This window comes from Pseudomonas sp. DrBHI1 (genome assembly GCF_002205115.1).
Taxonomy (GTDB): domain Bacteria; phylum Pseudomonadota; class Gammaproteobacteria; order Pseudomonadales; family Pseudomonadaceae; genus Aquipseudomonas; species Aquipseudomonas mosselii.
On the sequence record NZ_NIBE01000078.1, the window covers coordinates 1 to 11,529 of the forward strand.

An 11,529-nucleotide genomic window follows, 5' to 3' on the forward strand; every position below is an offset into this window, starting at 1 on the left:
CTTGCAGCCGTGTATCGAGCTGCGACGCCGGGATGCGCTCGAAGCCATAGCGGGCGTAGAACGGGGCATTCCAGGGGACATCGTCGAAGGTGGTCAGGGTCAGCCAGGGCAAGCCACCCAGGCGCGCGGCCGCCCGCGCCTGGTCCAGCAGTCCACGCCCCAGGCCCTGGCCCTGGGCTTCCTGGCGGACCGACAACTCGTGAATGTGCAGGGCGTCGCCTGTGGCGCTGGCGCAGAGAAAACCCAGCGGCCGGTCCTGATCATCCACGGCAACCCAGCTGTCGCCCTCGGTGACGAACGCCAGGTGTTCGGCTTCGCTCAGCACATCGCTGTCGGCCAGCCAGGTCAGGTGCGGCAATTGCCGGAAAGCCTGGGCCGCGGAGTGTTCCAGGGCGGGAAGCAGGGGGATGTCGCTGACGAGGGTGGGGCGGATACGCATGGGAGATCAGGACCTGTAGGTGCGATGGCGCGCCCGCGCGTTGTCGCGCAGGTAGGCGGAGTTTGCCAGATCGGCGTGAGGAGGTGTTGCATTGTAAATGTTATAACGTAACATTTGGCTCTTCCTTCCTTGCAGGGCCCTTACCGTGATCCGCAGAAACCCCTCCGGCCATCTCCCGCAAATTGCTGAATCGGCCTATATCGACCACACCGCCATCATTTGCGGCAAGGTGATCATCCATGACAACGTGTTCGTCGGCCCCTACGCGGTGATCCGCGCCGACGAGGTGGATGGCAGCGGCGACATGCAGCCGATCGTCATCGGTGCCAACTCCAATATCCAGGACGGCGTGGTGATCCACTCCAAGTCCGGCGCGGCGGTGCGCATCGGCCAGTACAGCTCGATCGCCCACCGCTCCATCGTGCATGGCCCGTGCGAGGTCGGTGACCGAGTGTTCATCGGCTTCAACAGCGTGCTGTTCAACTGCAAGGTCGGCGACGGCAGCGTGGTGCGGCACAACTCGGTGGTCGATGGCCGCGACCTGCCGCCGCGCTTCTATGTGCCGCCCACCGAGCACATCGGCCCGCACACCGACCTGGAGCGTTACCCGCCGGTCAGCGTGTCGGCCTCGGAGTTCTCCGAGGACGTGGCGCGCACCAACATCGACCTGGTCCAGGGCTACAAGGCTCTGCAGAACGAGTTCTGAACATGGACACATTGCTGGTGCGCAACGCACGGCTGGTCAATGAAGGGCGCGAGTTCGAAGGCGACCTGCTGGTGCGCCACGGGCGCATCGAGCGGATCGCCGGCAGCCTCGGCAATGCCCGGGCGACGCTGGAGATCGATGCCAAGGGCGCCTGGCTGTTGCCGGGGATGATCGACGACCAAGTGCATTTTCGCGAGCCGGGGGCGCCGCACAAGGGCAGCATCGCCAGCGAGTCGCGGGCGGCGGTGGCCGGGGGCATCACCAGCTACATGGACATGCCCAACACCAACCCGCCGACCCTGACCTTGGAAGCGCTGGCCGACAAGAAGCGGCGGGCGGCGGCGAGTTCGCGGGCCAACTACGGCTTCCATTTCGGCGTGAGCCGCGACAACCTGGACACCATCGCTGCCCTCGATCCGCGCGAAGTGGCCGGGATCAAGGTGTTCATGGGCGCCTCCACGGGCGACATGCTGGTGGACGACCCGCAGGTACTGGAAAAGCTCTTCGTCTATGCGCCGACCCTCGTCCTGGCCCACTGCGAGCACACTCCGAGCATCCTCGAGAACGAGGGCTGGTGGCTGGCCCGCCATGGTGAGTTCATTCCCCCCGCCGCACACCCGCTGATCCGCGACGCCGACGCCTGCTACCGCTCCTCGAGCCTGGCGGTGGAGCTGGCCCGGCGCTTCGGCACGCGCCTGCACGTGCTGCACCTGAGCACGGTGCGCGAGCTGGCGCTGTTCACGCCGGGCCCGGTGAGCGGCAAGCACATCACCGCCGAGGTGTGCCTGCACCACCTGCTGTTCGACGACAGCGACTACGCTAGCCTCGGTCACCTGATCAAGTGCAACCCGGCGATCAAGACCGGTACCGACCGCGATGCCCTGCGCAAGGCCCTGGCCCGCGACCGCATCGATGTGATCGGCACCGACCATGCGCCGCACACTTTGGAGGAAAAGCGCCGCGTGTATACCCGCGCGCCATCGGGGCTGCCGCTGGTGCAGCATGCCTTGCCGGCGGCGCTGGAGCTGGTCAGCGAGGGGGTGCTGAGCATGGCCCAGGTGGTGAACAAGACCAGCCACGCGGTGGCCGAACTGTTCGCCATTCGCGAACGCGGCTTCCTGCGCGAGGGGTATTGGGCGGACTTCGCCATCGTCGAGCGCCTGGCCAGCCCACGGGCCGTCGCTGACGATCCGATCCTGGCGCACTGCGGCTGGACGCCGTTCCAGCAGCGCGCCTTCCACCATGTGGTGCGCAGCACGGTGGTGTCCGGACAGTTGGCCTGGCACCAGGGGCGGGTACGTGACCAATGCCAGGGCTTGCCCTTGATGTTCGACCGCTGAATCCCCCAGATCCCGTAGAAACGGCCCCATGCCGCGAAAAGGCCGCAAGGCGCCCCCAGTGTCCCGGAGTGACCCCCATGACTGAAGAGCAACTGCTGCAACAACCCGCCACTGCCTACATGAACGAACCCCAGCGCCAGTTCTTCCGCAACCTGCTGCTGACCCAGCGCGGCGAGCTGCAGACGCGCATCGAGCAGGAGTTCCGCGCCCTGCGCGAACAGGAAGTGCACAGCGACCCCGCCGACATCGGCAGCGCCGAGGAGGAGCGCCACTGGCAACTGCGCTCGCTGGAGCGGGAGAAGAAGCTGCTGGACAAGATCGACCAGGCGCTGGAGCGCCTGGCCCGTGGCGATTATGGCTGGTGCGAGGAAACCGGTGAACCGATCGGCCTGCGCCGCTTGCTGCTGCGGCCCACCGCGACCCTGTGCGTCGAGGCCAAGGAGCGCCAGGAGCTGCGCGAACGGCACGTGCGTGACGACGTTTAGTCAGTGGGCAGACCCTGGGCCTGCAACTGCCAGCGCACGGCGCTGACACCTTTCTCCAGGCTCACCCGCCCGACCAGACGCTCCAGCTGGGTCGGCGCCTTCGGCGTGCCGAGCAGTTCGGCGCGCACTTCCAGGCGTGCCGGGTCGGGCAGGTCCTCGCTGTGCAGTGACTGCAGGCGCAGGCCTGGGTCGCTGAGGCTGTGCAGCATCAGGCTGCGTACCTGGATCTCGTCCTCGGCGCGGCAGACGATGCGCACCTCGTAGCGCTGCTCGACCTCGCTGGCCGGCACCACGTCCTGGCGGTCCAGGCGCTGGGCGAGGTCGCGCAGCAGGATGTTGGCGCACAGCACCACCAGGCTGCCCAGGGAGGCCTCCAGCAGCAAGCCGAGGCTGCACAACACGCCGACCGCGGCGGTGCACCAGAGGGTGGCGGCGGTGTTCAGGCCGCGTACATTGAAACCGTCGCGCATGATTACGCCACCGCCGAGAAAGCCGATGCCCGACACCACATAGGCGGCGATGCGCGAGGCATCGGTGGGCGCCATGCCCGGCACGGCCTGGGTCATCAGCACGAACAGGCAGGCGCCGGTGCTGACCAGGGCGTTGGTGCGCAGGCCCGTCAGGCGCTGGCGCAGTTGACGCTCGGCACCGATCAGGGCACCGAGCAGCAGGGCCACGCTGACGCGCAGCAGAAAGATTTTCCAATCCATAGCGAACTCCGTTCCGCGGGCGATGGCCCGCACGAGCGCCGACCTAGGGCGGCGCGAATGAAAGCGAGGAATGCGCAGGACCACGCGCCATGCCACGTGGCAGGGCTGGAAAGGAAGGAGGAATGTTCAGCCACGCTGGGCTGAAGGAAACCACCGTCTACCGGATGCGGCGAGACAGTGGCAGGAACGCTGCCGGACTAGCTCGCCGTGTGGGCCTGTCGCAATCGACTGGGGCTACTGTCCAATGCAGGGGACTCCTGTGTGGGGGATGCTTGAATGCGCGGCGGACCATACGCCTTGACCCGTGCAGGGTCAAGGCATGAATCATGACAATTGCATTACGCCAGGCGTTGGCAGACGTAGGCCTGGGTCTGGTACGGGAAGGCAACGCGCTCGCGGCCCTTGAGCGCCGGGTGGTTGTCGACCAGGTCTTGCAACCGGGCCATGACCCTGTCCTGCTCGGCCTGGGGTAGGGCGGCGATGAAGCTGACCGAGCGCAGGCGCTCGAGGATCACCGTCTGCGGGTTGCCTTCATGGACGTGGGGCAGGGTGGTCAGTTGCGGCGCGCTGAAGCGGCTGCCCGCGAAGGCGTCGCGCCAGCGACCCGTGTGGAAACGCGGGGTGTCGCCCTCGTAGGGGGTGATGATCTCGGTGATCCGCGCCACCCAGTCGACCGTTTCGTCGCGCACGTTCCAGATCAGCCCCAGGCGCCCGCCCGGCGCCAGTACCCGGTGCATCTCGCGCAGGGCGGCGGCATCGGCGAACCAGTGGAAGGCCTGGGCGCAGACCAGCACCTGCTGGCTGGCGTCGGCCAGTGGGATATGCTGGGCGGTGCCTTCGAGCACGGGAACCTCGGGGAGTCGCTCGTGGAATCGCTCACGCATGGCGGCCACCGGCTCCACTGCCGTCAGGCGCGGCGCCAGGGCGGTAAGCAGGCGGGTGAACTTGCCGGTGCCGGCGCCCAGGTCGAGCACCGGGGTACCTGCGTCGATGCCAAGCGTGTCGCGCAGCCAGCCCTGCAAGGCGACCGGGTAGTCGGGCCGGCCCTGCTCGTAGTTGCTCGACTGACGGCTGAAACCGGTGCTGGCCGAGGTGTGCACATCCTTCATGGAAAATCCCTCCGAATGACCTGGCGGCAATGGTACCCTTGCGCCTTTCGTTGCCAAACCCCCGGACCGATCCATGTTGTTCAATCTCGCCGTGCTGTTCGCCACCCTGGTGGCCATGGAGGGCGTCGGCACGCTGGCCCACAAGTACGTCATGCATGGCTGGGGCTGGTGGCTGCACCGCTCGCACCACGAGCCGCAGCTGGGCATGCTGGAGACCAACGACATCTACCTGCTGGCCCTGGGGTTGATCGCCACGGCGCTGGTGGCCCTGGGCAAGGCCGGGCATGCGCCGTTGCAGTGGGTCGGCGCCGGGGTGGCGGGGTATGGCGTGGCCTATGTGCTGGCCCACGACGGCTTCTTCCACCGGCATTGGCCCCGCGCGCCAAAGCCGGTCAACCGCTATCTCAAGCGCCTGTACCGGGCGCACCGCCTGCACCATGCGGTGAAGGGGCGCCAGGGCAGCGTGTCGTTCGGGTTCTTCTACGCGCCGCCCTTGCGGGTGCTGAAGCGACAGCTGAAGCGGCGGCGGGGCTGATGGCCCTATCGCGGGGCAAGCCCGCTCCCACGGTACTCGTGGGAGCGGGCTTGCCCCGCGATGTTTTCAATTGACGGTCTCGACCGCGACGTCCTCGCGACGATGCCCTCGACTCACCCACCAGCCAAACCCCGCCGCCGTGAAGAACATGATCAGGCTGTAGATCGCTGCCGGCACCGCCATGGTCGCGTTGTTGAGCAGCGTCGGGCTCAGGGCCAGTGCAATCGCCAGGGTGCCGTTGTGGATGCCGATTTCCATGCCGATGGCGATCGCCTGGCGTTTCGGGATGCTCAGCAGGCGCGGCACCCAGTAGCCCACCGCGAGGCTGAGCAGGTTGAACAGCAGCGCGGCGCCACCGACGATCGGCGCGTACTCGACCACGGTCTGCCAGTCCTTGGCCAGGGCCAGGACGATGGTGAAAGCCAGGAACAGCGCCGCGACGATCTTCATCGGTTTTTCCATGCGCGCGGCGAAACGCGGCGTCCAGTGGCGAATCAGCATGCCCAGCGCCACCGGCAACAGGACGATGGCGAACACCTGCATGACCTTGGCGAACTGCAGCGGGATGGCCTGGTCCGATTCCATGAACCAGATCAGCGACAGGTTAACCAGCAGCGGCATGGTCAGGATGGCGATCAGTGAGTTGACCGCCGTCAGGGTGATGTTCAGCGCCACGTCGCCATGGGCCAGGTGGCTGAACAGGTTGGCGGTGGTGCCGCCCGGAGAGGCGGCCAGCAGCATCAGGCCGACCGCCAGTGCCGATTCGAGGCCGAAGCCGTTGGCGATCAGGAAGCACACCAGCGGCAGCAGCAGGATCTGGCAGACCAGGCCGATCACCACCGGTTTGGGGTACTTCACCACCCGGGCGAAGTCGGCCAGGGTCAGTGACAGGCCCAGACCGAGCATGATGATGCCCAGGGCCAGCGGCAGGAGGGCGGTGAGCAGCGGGGAGGCGGTCATGGGCGGTCTCTCGGGCGAAGGATTCCGAGGAGTGTAGGGGGTGGCGCAACGATAGCTAATCGCAAACGGCGCGCCTTGGTAACCGATTGTTACCGGGGCGAGCGGCCCTGTGTCGCGTTGCGATGCATCGCCCGGCGCAGTAGCATTCGCGCTTTTGCCGAGGATTCGCCTGTCATGCCGTTCCAGCCAGGTCTGCTTGCCACCCCGGTGCCGGCCCATGCCCGTCACCTGTTCTTCGCCCTCGATTCGCTCGAGGCCTTGCCCGCCGTCCTCGACCAGCTGTTGCCGCAGGTCGATGGGCAGCGCCTGATCCTGGGCATCGGCGCGCCGCTGGCCAAGGCCCTGGGCCGCGAAGTGCCGGGCCTGCGCAGTTTCCCACAGCTGGATGCGGTGGTGGAGAACCCGGCGACCCAGCACGCCCTGTGGCTGTGGCTGCGCGGCGCCGAGCGCGGCGAGTTGTTCCTGCGCGCCCAGGCCCTGCAGCAGGCGCTGGCTCCGGCGCTGCGCCTGGTCGACAGCGTCGATGGTTTCCTGCACCGGGGCGGCCATGACTTGACCGGCTACGAAGACGGCACCGAAAACCCGGTGGACGAAGACGCCGTCACCGCCGCCATCGTGCCGGGCGATCAGCCTGGACTGGCGGGTTCCAGCTTCGCCGCGTTCCAGCTGTGGAAGCACGACCTGGAGTACTTCAAGTCGTTGCCCCAGGCTGAGCAGGACAACATCATCGGTCGCCGCCTGAGTGACAACGAAGAGCTCGACGACGCGCCCGAGTCGGCCCACGTCAAGCGCACCGCCCAGGAAAGCTTCGCGCCGGAGGCGTTCATGGTGCGTCGCTCGGTGGCCTGGACCGACGAGCGTGGCGCAGGCCTGGCGTTCGTCGCCCTGGGCTTCTCGCTGGATGCCTTCGAGGTACAGCTGCGGCGCATGAGTGGGCTCGAGGATGGCGTGGTCGATGGCCTGTACCGCTTCAGCCGGCCATTGACGGGGGGGTACTACTGGTGCCCGCCGTTGGCTGAAGTGGGCGCAGACCTGCGCCTTCTGTTGGGCTGATGGATCCTGGGGCTGCTGCGCAGCCCTTTCGCGACACAAGGCCGCTCCCACACCTGTCAGGCCATGGTTATCTGCCTTGGCCCATGCCTTGAGTCAAGTGGGACAGCAGTGGGGCTCACGCTGAAACCGAGTCGGACCAACAAGGCGGACAAGGTCATGGCACAGGATTGACTGGCCCGAAACAGATGTGGGAGCGGCCTTGCGTCGCGATGCGCCGCGCGGGCGGCGCTCGATCTTGCAGGCGCTGCAAAACCAACGTTGTACACCTTGAAAGGACTGCCCGTCAGAACGGCACCGCCACCGTCAGCTGGCTGTAAACGTTGGTCCCGCTTCCCACCTGGTTGCCGCCATTGCTTTGATCCTTGCGTGGCTTGAACAGCCCCAGCAGCGGGGTGACGATCAGGTGCTCGTTGACCGCCCACTCCACATACAGGTCCAGCTCCTGGGCATCCAGCTTCAGGGTGTCGCGGCTGCGCACGGTGTCGAAGTCGAAGAACAGCGCGCCGACCGTGAGGTCGTCCCGTGGCGTGGCCTTCAGGCCCACATGGTGGATGCCGCTGTTGGTGTTGAACGGCCCGGAATAGTTGCCGGCGACCTCGCCCTGGATCCAGGTGCCGTAGCCGCTGGACAGGCCGGTGAACAGCAGGTCCCAGCCCGCCGAATAGCGGGTGTAGCGGTAGGTCAGCTGCGGTGCCCACGGGGCCTCGGCGAAGGTATGGCTGGCCTCGGCGTACCAGGCGGTCTCGCGGCCGCCGCGCGTGTCCTGCCAGGCATACTCGAAGGCAAAGCGGGTGTTTTCCAGCCCGACGTCACCTTCGCCGCGCAGGCTGTAGACATCCATGCCTTCGCGGCCCTTCTGGAACTCGCTGGCCCACTGGTCGGCCACGTCGATGCCGTGGATATAGGTCAGGCCCAGGGTGCCCAGGTCATGGGTGTAGTCCAGGGTGCCGGCCGCCAGCTCTGTTTCGGCTTGGGCACGGTTGTCGGACTTGAGCCACAGCACGCTGCCATGCAGCCCTTCCTTGCCGCCCAGACGCAGTACCGCGGTGCGGTCGAAGGCGTGGCGCGCGCCCAGGTAGAAGCCGCCGCCGCGGTTGAGCTGGCCATCGGCCGGGCCCTTGCCCAGGTTGGGGCCGTCGTCGTTGATCAGGAAACCGCTGCCCAGGCGGATCACCTGGCGGCCGCCGGACAGGTCCACGCCATCCTTGCCCAGCAGCGGGAACAGGTCGCCTGAGCGCCAGCCCAGGTAGGCGTCCTCGATCTTGGTGGTGCGTTCGGAGCCGTCCTGGTTGCCGCCGGCGTCGCCGTCGCCCCAGGCGCCGGAGCTGACCCAGTTGAGGGCACCGTACAGCGAGCCGTTGCCGCCCAGGCCCTGGTCGCCGCTGAGGCCGTACTTGATGAAACCTTCGCGCCAGGTCGAGCCGCCGGGGGTGCCATCGTAGTTGTGGCGGCTATTGAACATGCCCCAGACCGCGAGCAAGTCGGCATTCAGGTGGCTGTCATCGTCGGCGTACAGCTCATAGGCCGGGCTGGCCTGGCCATGCACCAGCAGGGCCAGGGCCGTGGCCATTGCGGTGCGACGTGGGGTGAGACGCATGGATCGATCCTCGTTTGTTGTGTGCGGTCTTGAGTGCCGCGTCGTTGTGGAGGCAGTGTCGAAAGGCGACGGGTTATTAGCGCGTGGAACGCTGGCGGTGGTCTTGCCCGTGGCTGCCAGCGGCCTTGCCTGTCGCCGCCATCACAGGCGCGCGGCGGTCTCCGGCAAGGTGGCGCCGCCGTCGACCACCAGGGTTTGGCCGGTGATATAGCGGGCAGCGTCAGAGGCCAGGAACAGCATCGCCCCGGCGATATCGGCCGGCTCGCCCAGCCGTCCCAGGGGCACGCCGGCGGCGATCCGGGCGTTGAGGGTGGTATCGCCGAGGTTGTCCATGGCCGGTGTGCGCACCATCCCCGGTTCCACGCCGTTGACCCGCACGTTGAACGGCGCCAGTTCCAGCGCGGCATTGCGAATGAGGCCATTGACCCCGGCCTTGGACGCTGCGTAGTGGCTCAGGCCTGGATAGGCCACCCGGGGGCCGGTCACCGACGAGGTGGCCAGCACGCATCCGCCACCCTGGCGGCGGAACAGCGGCAGGGCGCCTTGGGTGAGCCAGAACAACGCGCCCAGGTTCACCGCCAGGGTGCGCTGCAGCAGGGCCGGGTCGATCTCGACGAATGCGGTGAGTGGGAAGTAGGCGGCGTTGTGCACCAGCACATCAAGGCGTTCCAGCCCGGCCAGCAAGGCGCGAATCGCGCCGGGGTCGGCCAGGTCGAGCATCTCCCCACGCACCTCGTGGCCCAACGTCAACTGATCCTCGACCAGGCGCTGCAACGCCTGCGGATCAAGATCCACGGCGAGCACCCGGGCGCCGCCACGGGCGAAACCCTCGACGATGGCCTGGCCGATGCCGCCGGCCGCGCCGGTGACCAGCACCGTGCGGCCTTGGAAGTCGTAGCGCGCGTTCATGCCGCCGGCTCCAGGCGGGCATAGGCCAGGGTCGGCACGTCGACCACGGTCGAACCGCCATCGGCGGTGATCACCGCGCCGGTGACGATGCTGGCCTCAACGCCGACCAGGAACTGGCACACGGCGGCGATCTCGTCGCTGCTGGCCGGGCGGCGCAGCGGCACGTCGGCGGTGACGCGGCGGTAGGCGGCGTCGAGGTCTTCCTGGTAGTGATCCATCAATGGCTGCATTTCCTGGTCGGCCATGGGCGTGCGCACCCAGCCTGGGCAGACGCAGTTGACCCGTACGCCGAACGGCCCGTAGTCGCGAGCCAGCGAGCGGGTCAGACCGACCAGGGCGTGCTTGGCGGTGGTGTAGCCGCAGACTTCGGGACCGGCCGCCAGCGAGGCGATGGAGCCCAGCAGCACCAGGCTGCCGCGCCGCTCGCGCAGCAACGGCAGGCAGGCCCGGGCAGTGTGGAAGGCGCTGTCGAGGTTGCTGCGCAGGGCCTCGCGCCAGGCATCGTCGCTGGTTTGCTCGGCCCGCCCGAGGCCGTGGCCGCCGGCGCAGGCGATCACCGCGTCGAGGCCGCCGAAACGGGCGCGCACCTGCTCGATGAAACCCGCCCAGGAGGTGCTGTCGGCGGCATCGCCGGCCAGCGCCAGGCCATCGCACCGCTGCGCGACGCGCTCCAGCGCCTCGCGGCGGCGGCCCACCAGCGCCACCCGCCAGCCCTGGCGGGCCAGGCGCAGGGCGCAGGCTTCACCGATGCCGCTGCCGGCCCCGGTAATCAGCACGCTGCGGTTCACTGCGCATGCTCCGTGCGATTGAGCACCCGGCAGTGGGACGACACCGGGAAGTTGGCCAGCGCATCGAAGCCGCCACCCTGGTAGCCGAAGATCTTGCCGTCGCTGCGGTGGCGCGCCAGGTCGATCATCACCAGGCCCAGGGTGGGCACGATCTTCTCGCACCAGACGAACAGGTACAGCTGCTCGGCGATCTTGTAGTAGTACGCCCGGTCGGTGTCGCACAGCCCCTGCTCGACGCCCTTGAGGCACTGCCAGCTGTAGTAGTTGGCATTGAGGTAGATGTGCTCGTACTCCTCGGTGGGGCTGTAGCGGTAGTGGTTGCGCAGGCCGACCAGCTCGGTGGTCGGCGCGTGGGGACAGGCACCGGCCTGCCAGGGGCGGTCGAGGCTGCCGTGCAGGAAGCTGGCCTCTACGCCAGTCAGCGCTTCGCCGGCCAGGGCCAGGGCATACAGGCCGCGCTGAGTCCGGACCTGGTCGGGCAGGCGCCCGAGCACGGCGGTGAAGGCGTGCTCTAGGGTGTCGAGCACCAGCGACACCGACCAGGCCTGGCCGGCCTCGTGCTTGATGAAGTCGACCAGGTAGATCCCGGGGCGTACCGAAGTCGCCCGGTAGCCGGCGCTGCCGCTGCTGTGGCCGTCCGCGGCGCGCCAGTGCAGGCGCTCGCTGTCGAAGCGGTGTTCGATGACCCAGCCATTGGCGAAGTGCAGGGTAAGCATGCGCCCGGACAGGTCGGCCAGTTGCGGCAGGATGAAGGCTTCGGGCGCGAAGCCCTCGGCGAGGGCGCCCACGGTGATCCAGTCGGCGGTATTGGGCATGGCGGTGACTCCTGTGGTTGGGGTGGCCACAGGGTGCAACGGCGCGTCGGGCGATGGTATCAACCGGAAGGTTGAGTCACAGG

At 67.8% G+C, this 11,529-nt stretch carries 13 protein-coding genes; 5 read left to right on the top strand and 8 right to left on the bottom strand.

Going from position 1 to position 11,529, the window contains the following annotated elements:
- The coding region (locus CC207_RS17365) for a GNAT family N-acetyltransferase (RefSeq protein WP_143496130.1) at positions 1 to 439 on the bottom strand (439 nt) is incomplete at its 3' end.
- A gap of 145 nt (positions 440 to 584) precedes the next feature.
- Here CC207_RS17365 and CC207_RS17370 point away from each other — a divergent pair.
- From CC207_RS17370 to dksA, 3 genes are all read left to right on the top strand, one after another.
- Positions 585 to 1,145, top strand: coding sequence for a carbonate dehydratase (locus tag CC207_RS17370; RefSeq protein ID WP_062362175.1), 561 nt, complete (start codon positions 585 to 587; stop codon positions 1,143 to 1,145).
- 2 nt (positions 1,146 to 1,147) lie between these two features.
- Entirely contained in the window at positions 1,148 to 2,485 is a 1,338-nt protein-coding gene (locus CC207_RS17375; RefSeq protein WP_088852476.1) for a dihydroorotase, read from the top strand.
- Between the two features lie 77 nt (positions 2,486 to 2,562).
- Positions 2,563 to 2,970 (top strand): RNA polymerase-binding protein DksA, encoded by a 408-nt coding sequence (gene dksA, locus CC207_RS17380; protein WP_028688769.1) that lies wholly within the window; start codon positions 2,563 to 2,565, stop codon positions 2,968 to 2,970.
- On the opposite strand, the gene CC207_RS17385 is transcribed toward dksA, so the two are convergent.
- Together CC207_RS17385 and CC207_RS17390 are read right to left on the bottom strand one after the other, a co-directional pair.
- Entirely contained in the window at positions 2,967 to 3,680 is a 714-nt protein-coding gene (locus CC207_RS17385) for an MgtC/SapB family protein (protein ID WP_088852477.1), read from the bottom strand. The two genes, dksA and CC207_RS17385, sit on opposite strands and share 4 nt — an antisense overlap.
- A 338-nt stretch (positions 3,681 to 4,018) precedes the next feature.
- A complete protein-coding gene (locus CC207_RS17390; protein WP_062573966.1) occupies positions 4,019 to 4,789 on the bottom strand; it encodes a class I SAM-dependent methyltransferase in 771 nt (256 codons plus the stop codon).
- A gap of 73 nt (positions 4,790 to 4,862) precedes the next feature.
- Between CC207_RS17390 and CC207_RS17395 the strand changes: the two genes are divergently transcribed.
- The gene (locus CC207_RS17395) at positions 4,863 to 5,324 is read left to right on the top strand and encodes a sterol desaturase family protein (RefSeq protein WP_088852478.1); all 462 of its coding nucleotides are present in this window, start codon (positions 4,863 to 4,865) and stop codon (positions 5,322 to 5,324) included.
- Between the two features lie 66 nt (positions 5,325 to 5,390).
- Here the strand turns inward: CC207_RS17395 and CC207_RS17400 are convergent, their stop codons facing one another.
- Complete coding sequence (locus tag CC207_RS17400) at positions 5,391 to 6,284, bottom strand: bile acid:sodium symporter family protein (protein ID WP_028688773.1); 894 nt, start codon at positions 6,282 to 6,284, stop codon at positions 5,391 to 5,393.
- 174 nt (positions 6,285 to 6,458) lie between these two features.
- On the opposite strand from CC207_RS17400, the gene CC207_RS17405 reads away from it, so the two are divergent.
- A complete protein-coding gene (locus tag CC207_RS17405; protein ID WP_062362189.1) occupies positions 6,459 to 7,337 on the top strand; it encodes a Dyp-type peroxidase in 879 nt (292 codons plus the stop codon).
- A gap of 283 nt (positions 7,338 to 7,620) precedes the next feature.
- Here CC207_RS17405 and CC207_RS17410 read toward each other — a convergent pair whose 3' ends face one another.
- The 4 genes from CC207_RS17410 to CC207_RS17425 form a co-directional block, all read right to left on the bottom strand.
- Positions 7,621 to 8,907 carry an alginate export family protein gene (locus CC207_RS17410; protein WP_241776345.1) on the bottom strand — a complete coding sequence of 429 codons (1,287 nt, stop codon included), beginning with the start codon at positions 8,905 to 8,907 and terminating at the stop codon, positions 7,621 to 7,623.
- A gap of 168 nt (positions 8,908 to 9,075) precedes the next feature.
- Positions 9,076 to 9,843, bottom strand: coding sequence for an SDR family oxidoreductase (locus CC207_RS17415; protein WP_088852479.1), 768 nt, complete (start codon positions 9,841 to 9,843; stop codon positions 9,076 to 9,078).
- Complete coding sequence (locus CC207_RS17420) at positions 9,840 to 10,631, bottom strand: SDR family NAD(P)-dependent oxidoreductase (protein WP_256582109.1); 792 nt, start codon at positions 10,629 to 10,631, stop codon at positions 9,840 to 9,842. The genes CC207_RS17415 and CC207_RS17420 overlap by 4 nt, the downstream gene beginning before the upstream one ends.
- Entirely contained in the window at positions 10,628 to 11,446 is an 819-nt protein-coding gene (locus tag CC207_RS17425; protein WP_088852480.1) for a molybdenum cofactor biosynthesis F family protein, read from the bottom strand. The genes CC207_RS17420 and CC207_RS17425 overlap by 4 nt, the downstream gene beginning before the upstream one ends.
- Positions 11,447 to 11,529 lie beyond the last annotated feature (83 nt).

What these genes read in the sequence shown, in the direction of transcription:
- CC207_RS17375 (WP_088852476.1), top strand. Translation starts at nt 1,148, where the DNA reads ATGGACACATTGCTGGTGCGCAACGCACGGCTGGTCAATGAAGGGCGC.
- dksA (WP_028688769.1), top strand. Translation starts at nt 2,563, where the DNA reads ATGACTGAAGAGCAACTGCTGCAACAACCCGCCACTGCCTACATGAAC.
- CC207_RS17385 (WP_088852477.1), bottom strand. Translation starts at nt 3,680, where the DNA reads ATGGATTGGAAAATCTTTCTGCTGCGCGTCAGCGTGGCCCTGCTGCTC.
- CC207_RS17390 (WP_062573966.1), bottom strand. Translation starts at nt 4,789, where the DNA reads ATGAAGGATGTGCACACCTCGGCCAGCACCGGTTTCAGCCGTCAGTCG.
- CC207_RS17395 (WP_088852478.1), top strand. Translation starts at nt 4,863, where the DNA reads ATGTTGTTCAATCTCGCCGTGCTGTTCGCCACCCTGGTGGCCATGGAG.
- CC207_RS17400 (WP_028688773.1), bottom strand. Translation starts at nt 6,284, where the DNA reads ATGACCGCCTCCCCGCTGCTCACCGCCCTCCTGCCGCTGGCCCTGGGC.
- CC207_RS17405 (WP_062362189.1), top strand. Translation starts at nt 6,459, where the DNA reads ATGCCGTTCCAGCCAGGTCTGCTTGCCACCCCGGTGCCGGCCCATGCC.
- CC207_RS17410 (WP_241776345.1), bottom strand. Translation starts at nt 8,907, where the DNA reads ATGGCCACGGCCCTGGCCCTGCTGGTGCATGGCCAGGCCAGCCCGGCC.
- CC207_RS17415 (WP_088852479.1), bottom strand. Translation starts at nt 9,843, where the DNA reads ATGAACGCGCGCTACGACTTCCAAGGCCGCACGGTGCTGGTCACCGGC.
- CC207_RS17425 (WP_088852480.1), bottom strand. Translation starts at nt 11,446, where the DNA reads ATGCCCAATACCGCCGACTGGATCACCGTGGGCGCCCTCGCCGAGGGC.